Source organism: Vibrio sp. 1CM2L (genome assembly GCF_023161695.1).
Classification (GTDB): domain Bacteria; phylum Pseudomonadota; class Gammaproteobacteria; order Enterobacterales; family Vibrionaceae; genus Vibrio; species Vibrio coralliirubri.
Genome location: NZ_JALNTT010000007.1, coordinates 211,565 through 234,579, shown reverse-complemented (window position 1 = coordinate 234,579; position 23,015 = coordinate 211,565). Strand labels below are relative to the sequence as shown.

27 protein-coding genes and 1 riboswitch are annotated in these 23,015 nt (G+C 45.4%); of the genes, 13 read left to right on the top strand and 14 right to left on the bottom strand.

What is annotated here, in order from left to right; genetic code table 11:
- Window positions 1-28: 28 nt before the first annotated feature.
- From MSG34_RS20480 to mlaF, 8 genes are all read right to left on the bottom strand, one after another.
- Window positions 29-754: a 1-acylglycerol-3-phosphate O-acyltransferase gene (locus MSG34_RS20480; protein WP_017058926.1), complete on the bottom strand. Its 726-nt coding sequence runs from the start codon at window positions 752-754 to the stop codon at window positions 29-31.
- A 152-nt stretch (window positions 755-906) separates the two neighbouring features.
- Window positions 907-2,172 (bottom strand): UDP-N-acetylglucosamine 1-carboxyvinyltransferase, encoded by a 1,266-nt coding sequence (gene murA / locus MSG34_RS20475; RefSeq protein WP_048605883.1) that lies wholly within the window; start codon window positions 2,170-2,172, stop codon window positions 907-909.
- A gap of 8 nt (window positions 2,173-2,180) precedes the next feature.
- Entirely contained in the window at window positions 2,181-2,435 is a 255-nt protein-coding gene (gene ibaG, locus MSG34_RS20470) for a BolA family iron metabolism protein IbaG (protein ID WP_017058924.1), read from the bottom strand.
- Window positions 2,436-2,448: 13 nt separating this feature from the next.
- Window positions 2,449-2,757, bottom strand: a complete 309-nt coding sequence (locus MSG34_RS20465) for a lipid asymmetry maintenance protein MlaB (RefSeq protein ID WP_248339206.1) — start codon at window positions 2,755-2,757, stop codon at window positions 2,449-2,451.
- Window positions 2,757-3,386 carry a phospholipid-binding protein MlaC gene (locus MSG34_RS20460; protein ID WP_248339212.1) on the bottom strand — a complete coding sequence of 210 codons (630 nt, stop codon included), beginning with the start codon at window positions 3,384-3,386 and terminating at the stop codon, window positions 2,757-2,759. The genes MSG34_RS20465 and MSG34_RS20460 overlap by 1 nt, the downstream gene beginning before the upstream one ends.
- 52 nt (window positions 3,387-3,438) lie before the next feature.
- The gene (gene mlaD / locus MSG34_RS20455) at window positions 3,439-3,930 is read right to left on the bottom strand and encodes an outer membrane lipid asymmetry maintenance protein MlaD (RefSeq protein ID WP_017058921.1); all 492 of its coding nucleotides are present in this window, start codon (window positions 3,928-3,930) and stop codon (window positions 3,439-3,441) included.
- A gap of 2 nt (window positions 3,931-3,932) precedes the next feature.
- Window positions 3,933-4,712: a lipid asymmetry maintenance ABC transporter permease subunit MlaE gene (mlaE, locus tag MSG34_RS20450; RefSeq protein WP_008220420.1), complete on the bottom strand. Its 780-nt coding sequence runs from the start codon at window positions 4,710-4,712 to the stop codon at window positions 3,933-3,935.
- A 1-nt stretch (window position 4,713) separates the two neighbouring features.
- Entirely contained in the window at window positions 4,714-5,508 is a 795-nt protein-coding gene (gene mlaF / locus MSG34_RS20445; RefSeq protein ID WP_019821464.1) for a phospholipid ABC transporter ATP-binding protein MlaF, read from the bottom strand.
- A gap of 265 nt (window positions 5,509-5,773) precedes the next feature.
- Here mlaF and MSG34_RS20440 point away from each other — a divergent pair, with 265 nt between their 5' ends.
- From MSG34_RS20440 to mgtE, 12 genes are all read left to right on the top strand, one after another.
- Complete coding sequence (locus tag MSG34_RS20440; RefSeq protein WP_048612607.1) at window positions 5,774-6,739, top strand: calcium/sodium antiporter; 966 nt, start codon at window positions 5,774-5,776, stop codon at window positions 6,737-6,739.
- A gap of 34 nt (window positions 6,740-6,773) precedes the next feature.
- A complete protein-coding gene (kdsD, locus tag MSG34_RS20435) occupies window positions 6,774-7,745 on the top strand; it encodes an arabinose-5-phosphate isomerase KdsD (RefSeq protein WP_248339205.1) in 972 nt (323 codons plus the stop codon).
- A complete protein-coding gene (kdsC, locus tag MSG34_RS20430; protein ID WP_017058916.1) occupies window positions 7,745-8,302 on the top strand; it encodes a 3-deoxy-manno-octulosonate-8-phosphatase KdsC in 558 nt (185 codons plus the stop codon). Before kdsD ends, kdsC begins: the two co-directional genes overlap by 1 nt.
- Entirely contained in the window at window positions 8,299-8,862 is a 564-nt protein-coding gene (lptC, locus tag MSG34_RS20425; RefSeq protein WP_046224443.1) for an LPS export ABC transporter periplasmic protein LptC, read from the top strand. The genes kdsC and lptC overlap by 4 nt, the downstream gene beginning before the upstream one ends.
- Window positions 8,843-9,337, top strand: a complete 495-nt coding sequence (lptA, locus tag MSG34_RS20420; protein ID WP_248339204.1) for a lipopolysaccharide transport periplasmic protein LptA — start codon at window positions 8,843-8,845, stop codon at window positions 9,335-9,337. Before lptC ends, lptA begins: the two co-directional genes overlap by 20 nt.
- A gap of 2 nt (window positions 9,338-9,339) precedes the next feature.
- Window positions 9,340-10,065 (top strand): LPS export ABC transporter ATP-binding protein, encoded by a 726-nt coding sequence (gene lptB / locus MSG34_RS20415; RefSeq protein WP_004735304.1) that lies wholly within the window; start codon window positions 9,340-9,342, stop codon window positions 10,063-10,065.
- Between the two features lie 54 nt (window positions 10,066-10,119).
- Complete coding sequence (locus tag MSG34_RS20410) at window positions 10,120-11,580, top strand: RNA polymerase factor sigma-54 (RefSeq protein ID WP_017058913.1); 1,461 nt, start codon at window positions 10,120-10,122, stop codon at window positions 11,578-11,580.
- Window positions 11,581-11,642: 62 nt separating this feature from the next.
- Entirely contained in the window at window positions 11,643-11,930 is a 288-nt protein-coding gene (gene hpf / locus MSG34_RS20405; protein ID WP_009847742.1) for a ribosome hibernation promoting factor, read from the top strand.
- A 1-nt stretch (window position 11,931) separates the two neighbouring features.
- Complete coding sequence (gene ptsN / locus MSG34_RS20400) at window positions 11,932-12,390, top strand: PTS IIA-like nitrogen regulatory protein PtsN (protein ID WP_048605899.1); 459 nt, start codon at window positions 11,932-11,934, stop codon at window positions 12,388-12,390.
- Between the two features lie 4 nt (window positions 12,391-12,394).
- Window positions 12,395-13,264, top strand: coding sequence for an RNase adapter RapZ (gene rapZ, locus MSG34_RS20395; protein ID WP_048612605.1), 870 nt, complete (start codon window positions 12,395-12,397; stop codon window positions 13,262-13,264).
- Window positions 13,265-13,266: 2 nt separating this feature from the next.
- Window positions 13,267-13,542: an HPr family phosphocarrier protein gene (locus tag MSG34_RS20390; protein WP_017066670.1), complete on the top strand. Its 276-nt coding sequence runs from the start codon at window positions 13,267-13,269 to the stop codon at window positions 13,540-13,542.
- A gap of 148 nt (window positions 13,543-13,690) precedes the next feature.
- Window positions 13,691-15,046, top strand: coding sequence for a magnesium transporter (mgtE, locus tag MSG34_RS20385; protein WP_048605905.1), 1,356 nt, complete (start codon window positions 13,691-13,693; stop codon window positions 15,044-15,046).
- A gap of 127 nt (window positions 15,047-15,173) precedes the next feature.
- Here the strand turns inward: mgtE and pmbA are convergent, their stop codons facing one another.
- Complete coding sequence (pmbA, locus tag MSG34_RS20380; RefSeq protein ID WP_248339203.1) at window positions 15,174-16,517, bottom strand: metalloprotease PmbA; 1,344 nt, start codon at window positions 16,515-16,517, stop codon at window positions 15,174-15,176.
- 118 nt (window positions 16,518-16,635) lie between these two features.
- Between pmbA and yjgA the strand changes: the two genes are divergently transcribed.
- Complete coding sequence (gene yjgA, locus MSG34_RS20375) at window positions 16,636-17,160, top strand: ribosome biogenesis factor YjgA (RefSeq protein ID WP_017058909.1); 525 nt, start codon at window positions 16,636-16,638, stop codon at window positions 17,158-17,160.
- A 108-nt stretch (window positions 17,161-17,268) separates the two neighbouring features.
- On the opposite strand, the gene thiQ is transcribed toward yjgA, so the two are convergent.
- The 5 genes from thiQ to mpl all read right to left on the bottom strand — a co-directional run bounded on the left by thiQ (window position 17,269) and on the right by mpl (window position 22,908).
- A complete protein-coding gene (thiQ, locus tag MSG34_RS20370; protein ID WP_248339202.1) occupies window positions 17,269-17,973 on the bottom strand; it encodes a thiamine ABC transporter ATP-binding protein in 705 nt (234 codons plus the stop codon).
- On the bottom strand, window positions 17,973-19,586 hold the full coding sequence (gene thiP / locus MSG34_RS20365) for a thiamine/thiamine pyrophosphate ABC transporter permease ThiP (protein ID WP_248339201.1): 1,614 nt from the start codon (window positions 19,584-19,586) through the stop codon (window positions 17,973-17,975). Before thiP ends, thiQ begins: the two co-directional genes overlap by 1 nt.
- Window positions 19,587-19,678: 92 nt before the next feature.
- A complete protein-coding gene (thiB, locus tag MSG34_RS20360; RefSeq protein ID WP_248339199.1) occupies window positions 19,679-20,671 on the bottom strand; it encodes a thiamine ABC transporter substrate binding subunit in 993 nt (330 codons plus the stop codon).
- 53 nt (window positions 20,672-20,724) lie between these two features.
- A riboswitch (TPP riboswitch) is annotated at window positions 20,725-20,844 on the bottom strand.
- Between the two features lie 43 nt (window positions 20,845-20,887).
- The gene (locus tag MSG34_RS20355) at window positions 20,888-21,511 is read right to left on the bottom strand and encodes a flavin prenyltransferase UbiX (RefSeq protein WP_248339197.1); all 624 of its coding nucleotides are present in this window, start codon (window positions 21,509-21,511) and stop codon (window positions 20,888-20,890) included.
- A gap of 38 nt (window positions 21,512-21,549) precedes the next feature.
- A complete protein-coding gene (gene mpl / locus MSG34_RS20350; RefSeq protein WP_172380808.1) occupies window positions 21,550-22,908 on the bottom strand; it encodes a UDP-N-acetylmuramate:L-alanyl-gamma-D-glutamyl-meso-diaminopimelate ligase in 1,359 nt (452 codons plus the stop codon).
- Between the last annotated feature and the right edge of the window lie 107 nt (window positions 22,909-23,015).

The following is a 23,015-nucleotide window of genomic DNA, read 5'->3' as shown; positions in this document are numbered from 1 at the left end:
TTTATTGTTCATCGTTTCGCTTAGATAATTACTTTTTATTAAGCTCAACCACTTCTTTGTCTAACTCTTCAAGCTTAGCAGCCATCTGCTCACGAGCTAGGTTAGCCAGTTCACGAACATTAGACTTGTCGTAACCTTCAGTGCTGATTGGTGGCAACATTTCAACAATCACGTGACCATTGTTCCAACGGTTTAGCTTCACGCCACCGGTTGAGCTACACACTATAGGGATGATAGGCAAGCCAGCACCAATCGCAGCATGGAATGCACCTGTTTTGAATGGCAGCAGACCACGGCCACGAGAACGAGTGCCCTCAGGGAACATCCAAACTGAAACATCGCTCTCTTTTAAACTCGTCACGACCTGATCAATCGTACCTACCGCTTTGCTGCGGTTAGCACGGTCAATTAGGATGTTACCCGTCAACCAGTAAAGCTGACCAAATAACGGCATCCACACTAGGCTTTTCTTACCAACCGTCACCACTTTTGGCGTTACCGCAGATGAAATCGTGAATAGATCCCAGCTGTTTTGGTGATTCGCTACATAAACATGTTGGCCGCGAGAGTAGGCATCTTCTGGGATGCGAAGCTCTAACTTCATGCCGAAGATCTTCGACATTCGACCGAAATAACGGCCAAAAGTAAATACGTGTTTTGGATTGCGTGGACTTAATAGGCAGTAACCACAACCAAATACAAACATAAGAATCGCAAATATCGCCACTGCGAAAATACGTAATATTGCTATCATTTTGTTCCTCACCGACCGCCAAGTTGATTCATCTATTCGCGCAAAAATGAGCAATAGATTTACTTGCGGTAAATACAACTATAAAAAAGCCGAAACCAAGGTTCCGACTTTTATGTTTTCATCTTACTGATTCATGAACCCACTAACCTAGGTTAGCTCGACTCACGAAATCGTGTAATGTTTGCGCCTAAGGCTGACAATTTATCTTCAATCTTATCGTAGCCACGATCGATGTGATAAATACGGTCAACGATGGTTTCGCCTTGAGCGATACAGCCAGCAATCACAAGGCTCGCAGATGCGCGAAGGTCCGTTGCCATTACTTGAGCGCCGCTCAGTTTTTCCGTTTCACCACAGATAGCCGTGTTGCCTTCGATTTCGGCTTTTGCACCCATTCGCTGTAACTCAGGAATGTGCATAAAGCGGTTTTCAAAGATAGTCTCAGTGATAACACCACTGCCCTTCGCCATCATGTTAAGCAGAGTAAACTGTGCTTGCATGTCGGTTGGGAAGCCAGGATGAGGTGCTGTTACGATTTTCACCGCTTTCAGCTCACGACCTGTCATATCAAGGCTGATCCAGTCTTCGCCCGTTTCAACCTTCGCACCCGCTTCTTCAAGCTTCGCTAAGGCAGCTTCAAGAAGATGAGCGTTGGTGTTGCGACAAACCACTTTACCGCCAGACACAGCAGCAGCAACCAGGAAAGTACCTGTTTCAATACGGTCAGCAACCACAGAGTGTTGGCCACCACCAAGACGTTCAACGCCTTCGATAGTAATCGTATCTGTACCTGCGCCAGAAATTTTAGCACCCAGTTTGTTTAGGAAGTCAGCCGTATCAACAATCTCAGGCTCACGCGCTGAGTTATCAAGTACTGTTGTTCCTTCCGCTAGCGTTGCTGCACACATGATAGTAATGGTGGCACCCACACTTACTTTATCCATCACGATGTGCGCGCCTTTCAGACGGCCATCAACACTTGCTTTCACATAACCATCTTCCAACTTAATGGTCGCACCTAGTTGCTCTAGGCCGTGGATATGCAGATCAACAGGTCTAGCACCAATTGCACAACCGCCTGGAAGTGACACTTGGCCTTCACCAAAACGAGCGACTAGAGGACCTAAAGCCCAAATAGAAGCACGCATTGTTTTCACTAAATCGTAAGGCGCACAAAATTCATTAATTTCGCTGCCATCAACATGAACACTACCATTACGTGATACTTTTGCGCCTAAACGCTTAAGCAGTTCCATCGTAGTATCGATGTCACGTAGGTGAGGAACGTTACTTACTTCTACTGGCTCTTCAGCAAGAATTGAAGCAAATAAGATAGGTAGCGCTGCATTTTTTGCGCCTGAGATCGTCACTTCACCGCTTAGCGGCTTATCCGATCCAATAACTCGAAACTTTTCCATCATAAACCTTAAAGTGACATCAGTTTCTTATCACGTTCCCACTCTTCCGGCGTGAAAGCCTTAATAGAAAGAGCATGGATGTCATTGCGTTGAATGTATTCCATTAGTGGGCCGTAGATTAGTTGCTGCTTCTTAACTCGATTCATGCCGTCAAAACATGGATCAACCGCAACAACTTCGTAATGACTGCCTTCCCCTTTCACGAAAATTTCCTGAAGGTTCAGTGCTTCTGCTAATAATTCTTGTACTTTTGTGCTGTCCACAAATAGCTCCTGCCTAATTTTTTATGTGTTCTGCCATCATTGGCTGGATATTGCTCAATTGGAACAACGTTCGTAATTGTTCTGGCACGAAACTGAGCATTATATGACAGTTTTGATTTTTTGCATGCTCTAATAAGTGAATTAGCATCACCATTCCTGCTGAATCGACTCGATTTATATGGCTAAGGTCAATTTCAACGCTCGATTCCGTCGTTTGCCACTTTTCCAATATACGCCAGATTGCAGGTACACTGTCTCGGTCTAAATCACCAAGCAGCAGATACTCTTTAGAGCTTAGTGCTTGCCATTGAGAATGGCTCATTATTTGTTACTCTCAAAACGAATTGGTTGTGCGGCTAATTTCTCTAGTTCGTCAGCAACTTGTAAGATGCCTTCTTGACGAATCTTAGTATTCCACTCCGATTGCTTGCTCGACAACAAGCTAATACCTTCGGCAACCATATCAAATGCTTTCCACTCGCCAGATTTCTTGTCTTTGCGAAGCTTAAATTCAAGCTTAATGTTTGGTCGCGGTGTATCGATGATGTCGACCTTGATACTGGTAATGCGGCTATCCGCTTTGATTTTTGGTTCTGGACCAAATTCAATCGTCTGATCCGTGTATTGAGTCAGCACTTGGGCATAAGAAGAAACCAGGTATTTACGGAATGAATCGATAAACACGCCCACGTCTTTTCTATCCGCGCCTTTCAAGTTTGGTCCAAGTAACTTAAGAGCTGCATATTGTGCATTCACATAAGGCATCAACTCTTCTTCCACGATGATCTTCAATAATTCAGGATCTTGGTGGATGTTGTCTTGTTCACTCTTCAAACGCTCAAATGCCACTTCGGCAACTTGAGTCATCATCTGGTAAGGCTGAGTACGGTCAATCGATTCTGCAGCAAAGGCTTGGGTAGAAATAAGCAACGCCATTGCCGCCATAAACATTGATTTCAAGTAACCAATAGTTTTTAAATGACTAATAGTTTTCAACATCATCTTATTCCTTAGCTTCGCTGTCATTAGAACCACCAACGCTATACAGCACTTGGCCAATCAAATCTTCTAGTACTAATGCTGACTTGGTGTCTTCAATTGAATCACCATCGACCAACATCTCTTCATCATCAAAAATGAAGCCGGGAACCAGACTAATGTACTGCTCACCAATTAAGCCAGATGTTAAAATTTGAGCACTAGAGGTATCTGGAAATTGTGAGTACTTCCCGTCAATAGACAGTTCAACGACAGGAAGGTAGCTCTCGGTATCAAGCTCAATGCTTTTAACTCGTCCAACAACGACGCCACCCACTTTCACTGGAGAACGAACTTTTAGGCTGCCAATGTTGTCAAAGGTCGCTTTTAGATTGTAAGTATGGTTCGAACCTATGCCTTTTACGTCAGCGACTTGAAAGATCATGATTAAGATTGCGCAAATTCCGGCAATAACAAAGGTGCCGACCCATAATTCTAATTTTCGAGTTTGTTGCATGATTAATTCCCAAACATCAATGCGGTAAGAACAAAATCTAGCCCTAGTACCGCTAGAGAAGAGTGCACTACAGTGCGTGTGGTTGCCTGACTGATACCTTCTGAAGTCGGTACTGCGTCATAACCATTGAAAAGTGCGATCCAAGTTACGGTGATAGCGAAGACCATACATTTGATCATGCTGTTACCAATATCTCGACCAAGTTCTACTGAAGACTGCATCGCAGACCAGAAACTGCCGTGATCAATGCCTTTCCAATCAACACCAACCAGTTGACCGCCCCAAATACCTACCGCCATAAAGATCATAGCAAGCAATGGCATTGAGATAAGCCCGGCCCAAAGACGTGGTGCGATAATGCGTTTAAGAGGGTCAACGGCCATCATCTCAAGGCTTGAGATCTGCTCAGTTGCCTTCATTAAACCAATCTCTGCCGTGAGTGCTGAACCGGCTCGACCTGCAAATAATAACGCAGTCACCACAGGCCCCAACTCACGCAACAGTGAAAGCGCGACCATTTGGCCAAGGTTTCCCTCAGCGCCGTAGTCAATTAACACGACATAGCCTTGCAGGCTGAGCACCATGCCAATGAACAGACCCGAAACTAAAATAATAGCCAATGACTGAACGCCGACGCTATAAAGTTGTTTTACTAATAAAGGGAAGTTTTTTAGTCGCGGGATGCCAAACAAAGCCCCAAATAACATCAGGCTTGCTCGACCAAATGACTCACAGATCGCAAGTGTACGCTTACCGACACCCGCAATAGTTTTAGCAATCATATTAAAACAAATCCTTTTCTAAGCTCTTCGCAGGGAATCTAAATGGTACTGGACCATCCGCTTCGCCTTGCAAAAATTGCTGCACTCTCGGATCGCTATTGTTGTACAACTCATCAGGTGTTCCAGCAGCAATGATCTTGCTATCCGCCATGAGGTAAACCCAATCAGCAATACTCATCACCTCTGGCACATCGTGAGAAACAACAATCGAGGTTAAGCCCAAGGCTTGATTGAGATTTCGTATCAATTCAACCAATACGCCCATGGTGATGGGATCTTGGCCAACAAACGGCTCATCGTACATGATAAGTTCTGGATCCAGTGCGATTGCACGAGCCAACGCAGCTCTCCTCGCCATACCGCCAGACAACTCACTCGGCATTAATTGCGCTGCCCCACGTAATCCTACCGCTTCAAGCTTAAGTAATACGATGGTACGAATGAATTTTTCATTAAGTTCAGTGTGCTCTCGCAGTGGAAACGCCACATTATCAAAGACATTGAGATCCGTAAAAAGCGCACCCGATTGAAATAGCATGCTCATTTTCTTACGTGCTTGATATAGCTTTCGACGTGATAATGCAGGGATATTGTCCCCATCAAACCAAACTTCGCCTTCATCTGGCGGCAGTTGCCCACCGATCAAACGCAGTAAAGTCGTTTTGCCGATCCCAGACGGCCCCATGATTGCGGTTATCTTGCCTTGAGGCACCTCTAAACTGATGTCATCAAAGATAACGCGCTCACCGCGTGAGAAGCTGAGGTTCTTAACTTTCACAAGCTCAGTGTTCAACATATTTTTGTTGTTTCCTTGCTTTAAAAAACGCCAATTATGGCTGCAATAATAATGAGTCTACTTTAGAATTAAAAGCACTGTTCAATTAATTCATATTAAACAGGAATCTATGCAGGGATTTGAAAGCATTAGGAAATTATCTATTGAGCTCTCTTTCTTGCCTGCTAACTGGTAATTAATTTGCCGAGTGACTTCCCTTTTATCTAGCAACAGGTCAAAATTAGCGGTTAATTCTCCGTTTTTTATTATTTTTTTAGGAATCATCATGCTTGAAGCGATTGCGTTTCTTATTATCGGTCTAGGTTTTTTGGTGTGGAGTGCAGATAAGCTGGTTTACGGCGCCGCTGCTCTTGCTCGCAACTTCGGTATCTCACCACTAGTTATCGGTATGACGATCTTAGCAATGGGGTCTTCGGCTCCTGAAATGATGGTTTCTGCAACAGCAGCCCTTGATGGCAAAACAGATACCGCTGTAGGTAACGTACTTGGCTCAAACATCGCTAACATTGCGTTGATTTTAGGTATTACCGCCCTTATCAAGCCGCTATCGATTAGCTCTGGCGTGATTCGCCGTGAACTACCATTAATGATTGGTGTCACTTTATTAGCTGGCGCACTGCTTTGGGATAACCATTTAGGTTTCTATGAAGGCGTATTGTTGTTTGTTCTTTTCGCTGCTTTCTTATTTGCCATGCTGCAAATCAGCCGTAGTGAGAAGAAGAACGGTGATGCCTTCCTTGACGAGCAAGAATCAGAAATCCCAGAGGGCGTAAGTAACCCTAAAGCTGCAATGTGGGTCGTGATTGGCCTGATTATCCTGCCTTTGGCTGCTGATATGCTGGTTGATAATGCCGTAATCATCGCGAAATACTTCGGCATGAGCGACCTTGTCATTGGTCTAACTATCATCGCCGTAGGCACTAGCTTACCTGAGCTTGCAGCATCACTAGCCGGCGTTATGAAGGGTGAAGATGATATGGCTGTAGGTAATATCATTGGTTCTAACGTATTCAACATCCTTGCTGTTATGGGTATCCCGGGCATCCTAAACCCTTCGATCTTGAGCGAGTTCGCTATGGGTCGTGACTTCTGGGTAATGCTAGGCGTATCGCTACTGCTTGTTGTGATGGCACTAGGAAAATCTCGTAGTGTGAATCGTATTGAAGGCGGCGTGTTAATTGTGACGTTCGTGGCCTACCAAAGTTACCTATTAATGAACATGTCGGCTTAATTGTTGATTTAACTTCCCGTACTTGGAGTATTTGATGTCTCAGCCATTTGATTACCGCAGCGTTGCAAAACAAGTTTTGGAAACCGAAGTTGCAGGTCTCACTCAATTAGACCAATATTTTAATGATGATTTTTGTAAAGCTTGCGACCTTATCCTGAACAACAAAGGCAAAGTCGTTGTGATGGGCATGGGTAAATCAGGCCACATTGGCAACAAAATCGCAGCAACATTGGCAAGTACCGGGACATCGGCTTTCTTTGTTCATCCAGGCGAAGCGGCGCATGGTGACCTCGGCATGATCGAACCTGGCGATATTGTGATTGCAATATCCAACTCAGGTGAATCGGGAGAAATCCTCAGCCTATTTCCTGTATTAAAGCGTCTGAACATCAAGATCATCAGCATGACAGGCAAGCCAGCATCAAACATGGCTACCTTGTCTGATATCCATTTACAAATTTCAGTACCAGAAGAAGCTTGTCCACTGGGCTTAGCACCAACAACAAGCACCACGGCGACTTTGGTCATGGGTGATGCATTAGCCGTTGCACTTTTGCAGGCTCGAGGCTTCACCGCTCAAGACTTTGCATTGTCTCATCCAGGTGGCGCTTTAGGTCGTCAACTGCTGTTGAAACTGGACGACATTATGCACACAGGTGACGCACTGCCTGTTGTGGCACCGGATGCGCTCGTTCGAGATGCTCTGTTAGAGATCTCTCAGAAAGGCTTAGGCATGACTGCAATCGTTGGTGAAGATGGCCAAATGGCCGGTATTTTTACCGATGGTGATTTACGCCGTATCTTAGACAGACGCGTTGATATCCATAACACGCAGATCGGCGATGTGATGACGCTAAACCCGACGGTAGCCGAGCCAAACATGCTCGCGGTTGAGGGCTTAAACTTGATGCAAGCGAAGAGCATCAATGGCCTGATGTTATGCCAAGAGGGTAAATTAGTCGGAGCGTTAAACATGCATGACTTACTGAAAGCTGGAGTAATGTAATGACACAGACAGTCGAAACTCTATACGGCACTGTTAACTCAGATGTATTTGCAATCGCAAAAGAGATCAAACTGCTAATTTGCGATGTCGATGGTGTCTTCTCTGATGGTCGCATCTACATGGGCAACAACGGTGAAGAGCTGAAAACTTTCCACACTCGTGACGGTTACGGCATAAAATCACTGATGAACGCTGGCATTGAAATCGCGATCATCACGGGTCGCAAATCTCAAATTGTTGAGAATCGTATGACCGCTCTAGGCATTAAGCTAATTTATCAAGGTCAAGACGATAAAGTTAAGGCATACCAAGATATTTGCGATAAGCTTTCTGTAAACCCTGAAAATACAGGTTACATCGGAGACGATCTGATTGACTGGCCTGTAATGGAAAAAGTTGGCTTGAAGGTCTGTGTGGCAGATGGGCACCCGCTACTTGCAAAGCGTGCAAACTACGTGACAACCATTAACGGTGGACATGGCGCGGTACGTGAAGTGTGCGACCTGATTTTACAAGCAAGAAATGAACTCGACGTGCATAAAGGTTTAAGCATATGAGTTTTACTCGTATTATCTATTTAATACTCATATTTATTGCCTCTTGGTCGACCTATTACCTGTACGACAAAGAGCAAACATCAACAATACAAGTGGCTCCCAATTTGGAGCTGCCCGCGTTTAGTGGCAAAAGCCTGAACAACATTAGCTACGACGAAAGCGGTATTCGCAGCTATCAGGTTGAATCGACGTATTTAGAACACTACTCAGTGGTTGGCGATACGCACTTTCAAAATCCAGTTCTTTCGGTATTCCGTGAAGGGCATACGATTGAATGGCAAGTCACCGCTGATCGCGCGATTATGGATGAGAATCAAGTTGTCACTTTTTATGACAACGTCGTGGCAAAGAATCTGTTGCCAGAAGCCAGCTTCGATACAATGACCACAGATAAAATGGTTGTTGAGCTGCCTAGCCGAGATTTTTACTCAGATACTCCGGTCCATATGATCGGTACATTTTTTGAAACTGAGGGACAAGCAATGAAGGGTAACTTCGGTACCAACAATGCGACCCTCTTTAATTCTGTTCAAGGTAGATATGAAACTCTTACACCTTAGTTTATTCGCTTTGACCCTTGCGGCACCTAATGTCTATGCTCTGTCTTCGGATAGCGAGCAACCTGTCTACATTGACTCAGACAGCCAGCAATTGGATATGAAAAGTAACCAAGTGACTTTCCTTGGTGATGTGAACCTTAAACAAGGCAGCATCAATATCAATGCCAACAAGGTTATTGTTACTCGTAACGCCGTAAATGGTGAGATTGAAGAAATTCAAGGCTTCGGTAAGCCAGCAACCTTCTCGCAGCTTACTGACGACGGTAAGACACTCTACGGTGAAGCTGACGACCTGCATTACCAGCTTGTTGCCGACCGACTGATCATGACTAAGAATGCGATGCTATCTCAAGATGGCAGTATCATTCGCGGCTCTAAGATCACTTACCAGATCGGTTCTCAGAAATTAGTCGCTGACAGTGGTGAAAACAAACGAGTGTCAACGGTTTTACAACCAACGGAAGTGAATAAGTAACGATGGCTGTTCTTAAAGCAAAAAACCTAGCGAAAACCTACAGTAAACGAAAGGTTGTTACCGATGTAAGCTTACAGGTAGAGTCAGGCCAGATCGTCGGTCTGCTTGGACCTAACGGTGCGGGTAAAACCACGTCTTTCTATATGATTGTTGGTCTGGTTGCGCGTGATGAAGGTACCATCAGCATTGATGACCGAGACATCAGTATCTTGCCAATGCACAGCCGTTCTCGTCTTGGTATCGGTTACCTGCCTCAAGAAGCATCGATTTTCCGTAAGTTGTCTGTAGAGAACAACATCATGGCGGTTTTACAAACCCGTGATGAGATGACCAACGAACAGCGTCAGGATAAGCTGGAAGACCTGCTAGAAGAGTTCCACATCCAACATATCCGCACCAGTAATGGTATGGCTCTGTCAGGTGGTGAGCGTCGTCGTGTAGAGATTGCTCGTGCACTCGCAGCAAACCCTCAGTTTATCCTGCTGGATGAACCGTTTGCCGGTGTTGACCCGATCTCAGTAATCGATATCAAAAAAATCATTGTTCACCTGCGCGATCGCGGCTTGGGCGTTTTGATTACCGACCACAACGTTCGTGAAACATTAGACGTGTGTGAAAAAGCTTACATCGTAAGCCAAGGGCACCTGATCGCTGAGGGTACTCCTGAAGATGTTCTCAATAACGAACAAGTTAAACAAGTTTATCTAGGCGAACAATTCCGTCTATGATTATATAGAGAGTATCGAGAGTTCTAAGAATAATAACTAGGTAAGTCACACTGAATGAAACCCTCATTACAACTTAAGCTAGGCCAACAGTTAGCAATGACTCCTCAATTGCAGCAAGCGATTCGTTTGTTGCAATTGTCTACTTTAGATTTGCAACAAGAGATCCAAGAAGCACTTGAATCTAACCCACTACTCGATGTCGAAGAAGGCAATGAAGATACGCCAACATCGGAAGAAAAACCTAGCAGTGACGAAAAAGAAACAGTTGAAGCCACAGAGCAAGACTTACCTGATAGCTCAGACTTGATCGAAAAATCAGAGATTGGCAACGAACTAGAAATCGACACAACTTGGGAAGACGTCTACAGCGCAAACACCGGTAATACGGGTATTGCGATTGATGACGACATGCCGGTTTATCAAGGCGAAACCACTCAAAGCCTGCACGATTACCTACTTTGGCAACTCGACTTAACACCATTCACTGACACCGACCGAAGCATCGCTTTTGCATTAATCGATGCCATCGACGACTACGGCTACCTCACTGTAACTTGTGAAGACATCCTTGAAAACTTCGACAATGAAGAGATCGAGCTTGATGAAATTGAAGCCGTACGTAAACGAATTCAGCAGTTTGACCCGCTAGGTGTTGGTTCAGTCAACCTGCAAGATTGCTTGTTACTGCAACTGGCAACCTTTCCCCAAGATACGCCTTGGCTCAACGAAGCTAAGTTAGTACTTACTAGCCATATCGACCAACTCGGCAACCGCGATTACAAACTGGTTATCAAAGAGACCAAGCTGAAAGAAGCAGAACTACGTGAAGTTTTGCAGCTTATTCAACAGCTGGACCCTCGCCCTGGCAGTAAGATTACTCCAGATGAAACTGAGTATGTGGTTCCGGATGTATCTGTCTTCAAAGACCTTGGCAAATGGTTAGTGACCATTAACCCTGATAGCGTTCCTAAGTTGAAAGTGAATCAGCAGTACGCTGATCTGGGCAGTAAAGGCAACAGCGCCGACAATCAATACATCCGCTCAAATTTGCAAGAAGCAAAGTGGTTAATTAAAAGCCTAGAGAGCCGAAATGAGACGCTACTCAAAGTTGCACGATGCATTGTTGAACATCAGCGTGATTTCTTCGAACATGGCGAAGAAGCGATGAAGCCAATGGTTCTTAATGATGTTGCGTTAGCTGTTGATATGCACGAATCCACGATCTCTCGTGTAACGACTCAAAAATTCATGCATACGCCACGTGGCATCTTCGAACTCAAATACTTTTTCTCAAGCCATGTCAGCACTGACAATGGCGGTGAATGTTCATCTACAGCAATTCGCGCACTCATTAAGAAGCTTGTCGCAGCGGAAAATACCGCGAAGCCTCTAAGTGATAGTAAGATTGCTGCTTTACTGGCTGACCAAGGAATTCAGGTAGCTAGACGTACTATAGCGAAATACCGTGAGTCTCTGGGCATTGCCCCATCGAGTCAGCGTAAACGCCTGCTATAAGCTCATTTAGTCGCTAGTTACTTAGCAACTATAATCAGGCAACCAACTGAAAAGGAAAGTCTATGCAAATCAATATTCAAGGCCATCACGTTGATCTTACCGATTCAATGCAAGACTATGTTCACACCAAATTCGACAAACTTGAGCGCTTCTTTGATCATATCAATAGCGTTCAGGTTGTTTTAAAAGTTGAGAAAATCAATCAAATCGCAGAAGCTACCCTGCATATAAATCAGGGGGAAATCCATGCGACAGCAACAGATGAAAGCATGTATGCCGCGATTGATTCATTGGTTGATAAACTCGTCCGCCAACTCAACAAGCACAAAGAAAAGCTAAGTAGTCACTAACATGCAATTAAGCGAAGTACTTTCATTGGACTGCACCAAAAGTGCAGTCCAATGCACAAGCAAAAAAAGAGCCCTTGAGCTCATCAGTCAGATCGCAGCAGAAAGCTGTGGTCAAGATTCAACAGAACTGTTTGAGTGCATGTTGAGCCGTGAAAAAATGGGCAGTACAGGTATTGGTAATGGCATCGCTATTCCTCACGCTCGTATGAATGTCAGTGATAAAGCGATTGCTGTATTACTGCAATGCCAAGATCCCATCGAATTTGATGCGATTGATAATCGTCCTGTCGACCTACTATTTGCCCTGCTTGTTCCAAGTGAACAGTGCAAGGAGCATCTAAAAACCCTCTCTTGTATGGCAGAGCGACTCAACGACAAGCAGACTCTTAAACAGTTGCGTAATGCTCAAAGCGATCAAGAGCTTTACGACATCATGATTCAAGTGCCAACTTGCGAGTAATAACATGCGATTAATCGTTGTTAGTGGCCAATCGGGGGCCGGTAAGAGTGTTGCGCTGCGAGTCCTTGAAGACTTAGGGTATTACTGTGTCGATAACCTTCCAGTAAATCTGCTCAATGACTTCGTCGAGTCGGTACGTGAGATCAATCAAAACGTCGCTGTTAGCATTGATATTCGTAACCTACCGAAAGAACCTCAGTTAGTCACAGAGATGCTAGAACAGCTAGACTCTGCCACTAATATCGATGTAAACGTCTTGTTCCTAGATGCGAGCAAGCAGACGTTACTCAAGCGCTACAGCGAAACACGCAGAATTCACCCTTTATCGATCGGCCAAGAAAAGCTCTCTCTTGAGCAAGCGATTGATTTAGAGAAGACACTCCTGACACCTCTCGCTGAGCACGCCAGCATTGTGATCGACAGTAGTGACTGCAACCTCTACGAATTGAGTGAAAAGGTTCGTTTTAAAGTTGAAGGCAAAGAGAAGCAAGAGCTGATCATCGTCTTTCAATCTTTCGGTTTTAAGTATGGCCTACCAAGTGATGCCGACTACGTGTTTGATGTTCGCTTTTTGCCGAACCCTCACTGGGAACCCGCACTACGACCACTAACCGGTCTAGATGCACCAATTCACTCCTTTCTAGAAGAACACTCAGAAGTTCTGGAACTCAAGCAACAGATCCAAGGCTTTGTTGAACAGTGGTTACCAATGTTAGAGAAGAACAATCGCAGTTACCTAACAGTCGCGATTGGCTGTACTGGCGGCAAACACCGCTCGGTTTATCTAACCCAGAAAATTGGTGAGTACTTCGAGCAACTTGGCCATCAAGTTCAAATCAGACACGCCTCCCTAGAGAAGCACCAACAGGGCTAACCATGGAATTAACTCGAACTGTACTGATCCAAAACCGCTTGGGTCTTCACGCTAGAGCAGCCGTAAAGTTGGTTGAGCTTGCACAAAGCTTTGATGCAACCATCACTATCCATAGCGAAGAAGATAAAACAGCGACAGCAGACAGCGTAATGGGGTTACTTATGCTGGAATCAGCGCAAGGGCAACATATTACGATTCAAGCTGCAGGCACCGATTCACAGCAAGCATTGGATGCCGTCTGTCATCTCATTGAAGACAAGTTTGATGAGGGGGAGTAGCGAAAACGCTTCACTCGCAACGCCTAAGACTCAAACAACGAACCAACCAATATTAAATCTTAGTTCTAGCTAAGTTTATGATTTAAATAAGTCCCAGAATTAAGTTACTATTCCAACCATTGTTAGAATAATGAGATAGGAGGAAAATATGGCAGAGCAATTAGAATTCGACCAAGCTCACCAAACCCTCCAAGAAGTCAGCGAAGCCCTAGAAAACGGCCGATTTGTTCACGTACGCCGACAACTTCAGGACATGGAGCCTGAAGATATTGCACACCTTTTAGAAGCCTCCCCTCGCAAAAGTCGTGACGTACTCTGGCAACTCACCGATCCTGAAGACTACGGTGAAATTCTTGATGAACTAAACGAAGACGTCAAAGATGCTCTTGTGTCAAAAATGGCACCGGAGACCTTAGCAGAAGCAACCGAAGGCATGGAAACCGATGACGTCGCGTACGTACTTCGAAGCCTACCCGACGATGTTTCTCGCGAAGTCCTTTCTCAAATGGACTCCGTCGATCGTGCATTAGTTGAAACGGCCCTGTCGTACCCTGAAGATTCAGCGGGTGCGATCATGAATACCGACGTAATCACGATTCGTGGTGATGTCGATGTTGACGTTGTATTGCGTTACATGCGTATGCGTGGCGAACTGCCGGATGCAACTGACGCTCTGTATGTTATTGATGAAGAAGAACGTCTTATCGGTAACCTATCGCTTACCACACTGGTAACGACTCAGCCTGATGTCGCGGTTTCCGAAGTGATGGAGGATGCCGACGAAGCGATCGCGGTTGAAACCAGCGCTTCCGACATTGCGAGCCTGTTCGAACGTCGTAATTGGGTTTCAGCGCCAGTAGTCGATAGCAATCAACATCTTGTTGGTCGTATCACTATCGATGACGTAGTTGATGTTATCCGTGAAGATGCCGAGCACTCAATGATGAGTATGGCGGGTATGGACGATGACGAAGATACCTTCGCACCAGTCGTAAAATCCGCTCGTCGTCGTAGTGTATGGCTTGGTGCTAATGTTCTTGCTGCGCTGGCGGCAGCATCAGTATCGAATATGTTTGAAGCAACGCTCGACCAAATGGCAGCGATTGCAGTACTGATGACGATTGTACCTTCGATGGGTGGTGTTGCCGGTAACCAAACTGTTGCTCTAGTAATTCGTGGTTTGGCACTCGGTCATATCGGTGACAGTAACAAACGCGAACTACTACTCAAAGAGGCAGCCATCGGCTTCCTAAACGGCGTGTTATGGGCTGTTATCATTGGTGGTATTGTGGTTGCTTGGAAAGGTAACTGGATACTGGGAGGCATCATCTCAGCGGCGATGATGACTAACCTGATTGTCGCTGGTATTGCTGGTGTAACTATCCCAGTGATGTTGAAGAAGATGAATATCGATCCAGCCCTTGCTGGTGGTATGGCACTGACCACAGTAACCGATGTTATTGGCCTATCGGTGTTCTTAGGCTTAGCAACCATACTTATCTAGCTTAATTACCGACTCGGTAAATACAAAAAGGGAGCCATTGGCTCCCTTTTTAATGCATCAGATTTTAGCTTCAGGTCTAAATCTCATATTTAAACCTCATGTTTAAACTGAAGAAAATTAGGCAAAATTACTCACCCGCGACTTTCATCGACTCAAGTAAGATAGAACCCGTTTGAATTTGCGAACGTGTTTCTACGTCGTTACCCACAGCAACAATCTGGGTAAACATGTCTTTTAGGTTACCGGCGATTGTGACTTCTGATACTGGGTATTGGATCTCTCCGTTCTCAACCCAGAAGCCCGCAGCGCCACGAGAGTAATCACCCGTTACGGTATTAACGCCTTGACCCATCACTTCAGTCACTAGGAAACCCTTACCCAACTCTTTTAACATCTGCTCAAAGTTTTGGCCGGTCGATTTAACGAACCAGTTATGAATACCACCCGCATGGCCGGTTGGTGTCATGTCCATTTTACGTGCTGCGTAACTCGTCAGTAGATAAGTTGCCAGAACACCATCAGTGATGATTTCACGATCTTGAGTGAACACACCTTCGCTATCAAATGGGCTTGAAGCCAAACCACGCAAGATATGTGGTCGCTCAGAAATGTTAAACCAGTCAGGTAGGATTTTCTGACCTAGATGATCCAATAGGAACGATGATTTACGGTAAAGATTACCGCCACTGATTGCCATCACAAGGTGACCAATCAAGCCAGTAGCAACATCGTTAGCGAACATAATTGGGTATTGGCCTGTTGGTAGCTTTTTCGCATCCAAACGGCTAATGGTCTTTTCTGCTGCTTCTTGACCTACGCGCTCAGGCGTCCATAGCTCATCACGGTGACGTGCAACGGTGTAGCTGTAGTCACGCTCCATCTCACCGTTAGCGCCTTGCCCAATTACACAGCAGCTCGTGCTATGACGGCTTGAAGCGTAGCTTGCTAGTAAGCCATGGCTGTTACCATAAACCTTAACGCCATAGTGGCTGTCGTAGCTTGCGCCATCACTCTGTTTGATCTTGTCGCTATAAGCTAACGCTTGCTTCTCAGCAGCAATCGCAATCTCAGCGGCATAGTCAGGGTTTGGTTCATCAGGGTGGAAAAGATCCAAGTCTGGAATTTCTTTTACCATGTATTCTTTTGCTGCAGGACCTGCAAATGGGTCTTCAGACGTGTACTGAGCGATATCAAGCGCAGCCGCGACTGTTTGAGCAATAGCCTTTTCACTCAGATCAGATGTAGATGCGCTGCCTTTTTTCTGGCCGCGATAAACAGTAATACCTAGCGCACCATCACTATTAAATTCAACGTTTTCCACTTCACACATACGTGTTGAAACACTTAAACCCGTTGACTTAGTAATAGCGACCTCAGCTGCGTCTGCACTCACTGATGCCATATCCAACGCTTTAGCTACTGCGGCTTCTAGCTCAACTCTTTGCTGGGCGACTTGCTGTTTTACATCCATATCTATTCTAATTTTTTAGGTCAATATTACGTAGGATAACAAGAATTTCGCTTTCTCCCCAAGATTCTTGCTAAAATAGGCAATATATTCGTTTGAGATAGTGACATAGGCAGAAAAGATGGCTCGCAAAAACCAAAAAGCCCCATGGGAACCAGAAGAAGAAATCATCTGGGTAAGTAAGACAGAAATGAAAACGGACATGGATGCCCTGCAAAAGCTAGGAGAAGAGCTTGTTGGTCTAAAGCCTTCTGTATTAGACAAATTTCCGCTGTCTGAAGATTTGGCACAAGCGATTAAAGATGCACAACGCTTTAAAAATGAAGCGAAGCGTCGTCAACTTCAATACATTGGTAAAGTAATGCGTAATGTCGATCCTGAGCCAATTCAAGCGGCTTTGGATAAAGTACGTAACAAACACTCACAAGCAACAGCTGAGCTACATAAGCTTGAGCAACTGCGTGATCGTGTTGTTGCTGAAGGTGATGCGGCTATTTCAGAAGTAATGGAAATGTACCCTGAAGCAGACCGTCAGCGTCTTCGTCAGCTAGCTCGCCAAGCTAACAAAGAGAAATCAGCGAACAAGCCTGCAAAGTCTTCTCGTGAGATCTTCCAAATCTTAAAAGAGCTAAAGCTAGAAGACTAATCGTTATCTCGCTTTACTCATAGAGTGAATAAAAGACCTAGCGCATGCTAGGTCTTTTTGTTTTCTACGTACTCAATATCAGAGAGATTAAACAGGAGTGATGAGTCGTCACTCACCCGCTTTAACAAATGAGCTTAATTCTGTCTGTGGATGATCCGCCGTCAGTGCCTCTATCGAGTCTTCAACCAACACCTTACCTAGCGCCACAAACACAAACTTATTCGCGATACTGCGTGCATCACCTAAATGGTGAGTCACCATCAAGACCGTAATATTTCGCTCTGCCGCTAATCGCTTCACTAAACTAAGCATCTCTTCGCGAAGCAAAGGGTCAAGCGCAGAGAAAGGTTCATCAAGCAGCCAAATGTCATGTGGCTGAACAAAACAACGCGCTAGTGCGACACGCTGGCGTTGACCACCGGATAATTGCTCAGGCAATCTATCCAAATACTCAGCAACACCAACTTGTGCTGCGGCTTGCTCCACAGCTTGCTTTTGGGTTGCAGTAAGCTTTAAACCTGGATGCAGACCTAAACCAATATTCTCTCGCACCGTAAGGTGAGCAAACAGGTTGTGCTCTTGAAACAACATCGCCAACGGGCGTTGGTGTGCCTCTTTACCAATAAGCGACTGCCCAGCTACTGAGATCTCACCCGATGTAGGCTCGATAAACCCCGCAACTAGCGCCAACAGTGTAGATTTACCCGCACCACTCGGCCCCATAAGCGCAACAATATCACCCTGCTCAGCTTGAAAATCAAAGCTAAACAACTCTCTGTGATAGTGGTAATCCACATCTTTCATCACTAACATCATCGGTTCCTTAATTCTTTAGCATCGAGCTTAGATCTTCGAGTAAATAAGAATTCTATTAAGCTAAAGCTGCCGACACTCAATAACAGTAAGCTCACAGAAACTACCGCCGCCGCTTCCATTTGATAACTGCCTAACAATTGAAATAGGTACAAAGGCAGAGTTCTAAAATCTTGGCTACCAAACAAAGCAATCGCGCTTAAGTCCCCCATCGCCAACATAAAGCTGATCGAGAAGGCTTGCGCCATCGGCTTACGCAGTGCTCGCCACTCCACTAACCTAAAACGCGTGAAACCTGTCATTCCCAAGCTTGCACACACATACTGGTACTGCTGAGACAAATGCAGCATAGGTTGAGCCAAGGTTTTAATTACGTAAGGCAGCGCCATTAAGCTGTTGACGGCAATCACGATAAAGAAAGCTAAACTGAATACATCGGTGAATGAACGCAGTAATAAGAAGATACCCGTACTGATCACCAGCCCCGGAGTCACTAAGATAATAGTGCCAATCAGCTCGATTTTATCGGCTCGAAAATTCTTGTTCTGTAAACGCCATGCTCGGCTAGTCAGCAGTATCGCAATACCAATACCAACGGCGATAACACTTGCTAATGACGCGACTTTAACCGAGGTCATTAACGCCGCCCAAAACGGCTCGCTGCTGAGTACGGTTAATGCCTGCGAGTTAATTCCACTGACGATAACCATAGCTAATGGCGGCAATACCAGCATTGAGACTATGATGATCCAAAAGCTATCCCAAGCTTTTGACCACCAGCTGTCCTTAACCAAATATTTCTCTTCCGACAGCTGACTGGCCGCCACTGAAATAGGTTTCGATAGCCGTTGAATGCTCACCGCTAGCACACCACACAGCAGCATTTGCCATATCGCGAGTAAGGCGCCAGCTTGAAGGTCAAAGTCGAATTTAATCGCCTGATAAATAGCGAGCTCGATAGTGGTTGATTTTGGTCCACCGCCTAGCGCCATCACGGTAGCAAAGCTGGTAAAACACAACATGAAGACTAAGCCACACACATGTGGCAATTGCTGCCTTAAGCGAGGCCATTCAACCCATCTGAATTTGTTCCAATGACTCATACCCAAATGAGCACAAAGCTTGTGTTGCTCGGCAGGCACGGTATCTAACGCTTGCAGAAGTAAGCGACTGGCATAAGGCAAGTTAAAGAAAACGTGCGCCAGCAAAATACCATTCAATCCGTATATGGAAAATGGCAATTCAATATCGAAGTTAGCCAAAAGCTTAGCTAACCAACCGCTATTACCATAGATCGCAAGTAAACCAAATACACCGACTAACACCGGCAGGACTAAGGTCGACGCGAACAGCCTTAACAATAAAGCTCGTCCAAAAAACTGCCTACGACACAGCGCATGAGCAATAGGTATAGCAAAGCCAACACTCAGCACCGTTGAGAGTGTCGCCTGATAAAAACTGAATTTCGTTACATGCCAATAGTAGGGGTCGGACCATACTTGGCTGATATCAAGAGAAGGGGCATTGCTAAGCAATGCCCCAACTGCTGAAACCACGAAGGCGGTAATAAGTATCGCTACCCAAATCCCAACCTTAGGTGTTTTCTTTATCATAGATTGATTTTTTACCGTAAATGGTTCGCTCAGTTAATCTCGAACGAACCCTTAAATACAGAAAGTTAGAAAGCTAATTTTTTAAAAGCAAATTAAAAAGTAAGTGCACTCTGCCATTCACGAATCCAAGGCTTACGCTTCTCGGCGACCTCTTCTGAGCTAAAGCTCAGCGCTTTCTGAGGAACCGTAAGTTGCTCAAACCCTTTTGGTAACTCAACATCCGTCACTGGGTACATCCAGTTACCTGTTGGCATCGCCGTTTGGAATTCATCACTTAGGATAAACGCCATAAACTCATCAGCAAGTTTCTCGTTCTTACTGCCTTTAACCTTGGCGGCCACTTCCACTTGAGTGTAATGCCCTTCTTCAAAGCTTGCTGCTGCGTACTTAGAATCGCTCTCAGCAATAATGTGGTAAGCAGGAGACGTTGTGTAAGACAACACTAAATCCGACTCGCCTTCTAGGAACATAGAGTAAGCTTCAGACCAACCTTTGGTTACAGTCACTGTTTTCTGGGCAAGCTTCTTCCATGCTGTAGTTGCTTCATCACCATATACCGACTTCATCCAAAGCATCATGCCTTGACCTGGTGTTGATGTACGTGGGTCTTGGTAGATAACCTTAAGGTCATCACGCTGCTCAACCAACTCTTTAAGGCTCTTTGGTGGGTTTGCCAACTTCTCTTTGTTGTAAACAAAAGCAAAGTAGCCAAAGTCATAGGGTACAAAAGTGCTGTCGCTCCAACCATTAGGAAGCGTTACTGATGAAGTATCAACATTATGCTCAGCCAATAAGCCCGTCGCTTTCGCTTCAGCCATCAGGTTGTTGTCGAGACCTAGCAAGATATCGGCTTTGCTGTTGCCGCCCTCAAGACGTAAACGGTTCAGAATAGACACGCCATCTTCTAGAGCGACAAAATTCACATCACAGCCACACTTCTCTTCGAATGCTTTTTCAACGGCAGGACGAGGGCCCCAATCCGCAGCAAAAGAGTCATAGGTGTATACGGTCAAAGTGTTGTCTGCAGCAAAGGCAGAAAAAGAGATAGCTGTAGTAACAGCAAGGGTAGTTAATGTGAATTTCACTGGACGCTCTCCATGGTCTGAGCGGCACAGGTTTGAGGGAGGAGAACGGTAGAGGTTGTTCCTAACTCAATTCCTACGCCAGCATTATCTGGTTCAGGTTTACGGGTCCCAAGCATCTGCTTGATCTCAGCTCGCATTCATTATTTGAATGGTTCGCTCCCCGATGAGTGTTCAGAATTGTAATTTGATTTTTAACAATAAGCTATCAAGTTTGGATCAATTACGTTGATCGTAGCCCCAACGTGGCACTAAACCTTGTTCGATACCAAGATGATCCAGAATACGCGCCACCATAAAGTCGACCAGATCTTCAATTGACTTAGGTTGATGATAAAAACCCGGGGCTGCAGGCATGATCGTCACGCCCATGGTCGAAAGCTTGTGCATGTTCTCTAGATGAAGCGTCGAAAATGGCGTCTCACGAACCACCAACAACAATTGGCCTCGCTCTTTCATGACCACATCTGCTGCTCGCTCAATCAGGTTATCCGACAAGCCATGTGCAATCGAAGCCAAGCTTCCCGCTGAACATGGACACACTACCATCTGCTTCGGCGCTGCTGAACCAGAGGCAACCGGCGAGAACCAATCATCTTTGCCACACACCACTAGCTTTTCAGGGTCGCAGCCAAGATGTTTAACCAAAGCTTGTTTCGCCGCATCTGGCCCAGCAGGTAACTTAAGTTCATGCTCGGTCGCCAATACCACTCGCGCTGCCGATGAAATCAGCAAGTAGACCTGATAATCGGCTGCCAAAAGGCATTCAAGTAAACGCAGGCCATAAGGCGCACCGGATGCGCCAGTGAAAGCAAGAGTTATCACTTTATCGTGTTTTGTCATGTTCTCAATTACTTCAAATTATAAGGTCGTGGATGCCGTTAGCCTTTGAGTGCCAATCCATCCAACAGTTTTTGGTGAATGCCACCAAAGCCACCATTACTCATTACCAAGATTTGGTCGCCCGCTTGTGCCTCTGAGACAATTTTAGCAACGAATGCATCCATGTCATCACTCACGTGTGCAGGTTGGTGACAAGCGTCTGCAACATCTTGAACTGACCAATCAATGTTATCCGGTTGGAATAAGTAGGTAGAATCCGCCTGCTTCAACGAATCAGCCAGTATTTCTTTGTGCACACCACGTTTCATGGTGGCAGAACGAGGCTCTAAAACGGCAATGATTTTCTTAGTGTCGACCTTATTACGTAATCCGCCCAGAGTAAGTTCAATCGCCGTTGGGTGATGAGCAAAATCGTCATAAACAGAAACACCTGCGACCTCGCCTTTAAACTCCAAACGACGCTTAGTATTAATAAAGGTAGCTAGCGATTCACAAGCGAGATCTGGTGTTACGCCCACGTGTCGTGCAGCTGCTATCGCCATTAGGGCATTGTTGACATTGTGATCGCCAACCAAGTCCCAATTTACGGTACCAACACATTCATTTTGGAAGTAAACCTCAAATTGAGAGCCATCTTTGACCAGTTTCTTGGCATCCCAGTCGCCTTGCTCACCACTCGATTCAGTTTCGCTCCAGCAACCGCGAGCTAAAACATCTTGAATCGCGGTGTCTTGCTTAGGTGAGAAAATTCGACCATTGCTTGGCACAGTACGCACCAAATGATGGAATTGTCGCTTAATCGCTTCAAGATCGTCAAAGATGTCCGCATGATCGAACTCTAGGTTATTCATCACCAAGGTTCTTGGGTGGTAATGAACAAACTTAGATCGTTTATCGAAAAAAGCACTATCATATTCGTCGGCTTCTACCACGAAGAACATGCTTTCACCAAGGCGAGCAGAGATACCAAAGTTACCTAACACACCGCCAACTAAGAAGCCCGGTGCATAGCCACAGTCTTCTAAGATCCAAGCCAGCATACTTGATGTCGTGGTCTTACCGTGCGTTCCCGATACCGCTAACACCCAACGGTCATGCAGCAGGAACTCTTGCAACCACTGAGGGCCAGAGGTGTATCTAAGGTTGTTATCCAACACATACTCAACACACGGATTACCGCGGCTCATTGCGTTACCGATAACCACGAGATCTGGCCTTGGTTCTAATTGGCTAGGGTCGAACCCTTCAATAATTTCAATCCCTTGTGATTCCAACAAGGTGCTCATTGGCGGGTAAACATTCGCGTCACTACCCGTAACCTTGTGACCTAATTGACGAGCCAATACCGCAGCACCACCCATGAAGGTGCCACAAATTCCTAAGATATGAATATGCATAAATTGCTTCCAAACGCTTGGCTAAATAAACGATGCCTAATTAAAACGGCTTGCACTCATTATCATTAAATGGCGATTAAAAGCGAGCGGCAATGCAAAACAAATTG

Coding starts and splice junctions, on each gene's coding strand:
- MSG34_RS20480 (WP_017058926.1), bottom strand. CDS start 754: ATGATAGCAATATTACGTATTTTCGCAGTGGCGATATTTGCGATTCTT.
- murA (WP_048605883.1), bottom strand. CDS start 2,172: ATGGAAAAGTTTCGAGTTATTGGATCGGATAAGCCGCTAAGCGGTGAA.
- MSG34_RS20465 (WP_248339206.1), bottom strand. CDS start 2,757: ATGAGCCATTCTCAATGGCAAGCACTAAGCTCTAAAGAGTATCTGCTG.
- MSG34_RS20460 (WP_248339212.1), bottom strand. CDS start 3,386: ATGTTTATGGCGGCAATGGCGTTGCTTATTTCTACCCAAGCCTTTGCT.
- mlaD (WP_017058921.1), bottom strand. CDS start 3,930: ATGCAACAAACTCGAAAATTAGAATTATGGGTCGGCACCTTTGTTATT.
- mlaE (WP_008220420.1), bottom strand. CDS start 4,712: ATGATTGCTAAAACTATTGCGGGTGTCGGTAAGCGTACACTTGCGATC.
- mlaF (WP_019821464.1), bottom strand. CDS start 5,508: ATGTTGAACACTGAGCTTGTGAAAGTTAAGAACCTCAGCTTCTCACGC.
- MSG34_RS20440 (WP_048612607.1), top strand. CDS start 5,774: ATGCTTGAAGCGATTGCGTTTCTTATTATCGGTCTAGGTTTTTTGGTG.
- kdsD (WP_248339205.1), top strand. CDS start 6,774: ATGTCTCAGCCATTTGATTACCGCAGCGTTGCAAAACAAGTTTTGGAA.
- kdsC (WP_017058916.1), top strand. CDS start 7,745: ATGACACAGACAGTCGAAACTCTATACGGCACTGTTAACTCAGATGTA.
- lptC (WP_046224443.1), top strand. CDS start 8,299: ATGAGTTTTACTCGTATTATCTATTTAATACTCATATTTATTGCCTCT.
- lptA (WP_248339204.1), top strand. CDS start 8,843: ATGAAACTCTTACACCTTAGTTTATTCGCTTTGACCCTTGCGGCACCT.
- lptB (WP_004735304.1), top strand. CDS start 9,340: ATGGCTGTTCTTAAAGCAAAAAACCTAGCGAAAACCTACAGTAAACGA.
- MSG34_RS20410 (WP_017058913.1), top strand. CDS start 10,120: ATGAAACCCTCATTACAACTTAAGCTAGGCCAACAGTTAGCAATGACT.
- hpf (WP_009847742.1), top strand. CDS start 11,643: ATGCAAATCAATATTCAAGGCCATCACGTTGATCTTACCGATTCAATG.
- ptsN (WP_048605899.1), top strand. CDS start 11,932: ATGCAATTAAGCGAAGTACTTTCATTGGACTGCACCAAAAGTGCAGTC.
- rapZ (WP_048612605.1), top strand. CDS start 12,395: ATGCGATTAATCGTTGTTAGTGGCCAATCGGGGGCCGGTAAGAGTGTT.
- MSG34_RS20390 (WP_017066670.1), top strand. CDS start 13,267: ATGGAATTAACTCGAACTGTACTGATCCAAAACCGCTTGGGTCTTCAC.
- mgtE (WP_048605905.1), top strand. CDS start 13,691: ATGGCAGAGCAATTAGAATTCGACCAAGCTCACCAAACCCTCCAAGAA.
- pmbA (WP_248339203.1), bottom strand. CDS start 16,517: ATGGATGTAAAACAGCAAGTCGCCCAGCAAAGAGTTGAGCTAGAAGCC.
- yjgA (WP_017058909.1), top strand. CDS start 16,636: ATGGCTCGCAAAAACCAAAAAGCCCCATGGGAACCAGAAGAAGAAATC.
- thiQ (WP_248339202.1), bottom strand. CDS start 17,973: ATGTTAGTGATGAAAGATGTGGATTACCACTATCACAGAGAGTTGTTT.
- thiP (WP_248339201.1), bottom strand. CDS start 19,586: ATGATAAAGAAAACACCTAAGGTTGGGATTTGGGTAGCGATACTTATT.
- MSG34_RS20355 (WP_248339197.1), bottom strand. CDS start 21,511: ATGACAAAACACGATAAAGTGATAACTCTTGCTTTCACTGGCGCATCC.
- mpl (WP_172380808.1), bottom strand. CDS start 22,908: ATGCATATTCATATCTTAGGAATTTGTGGCACCTTCATGGGTGGTGCT.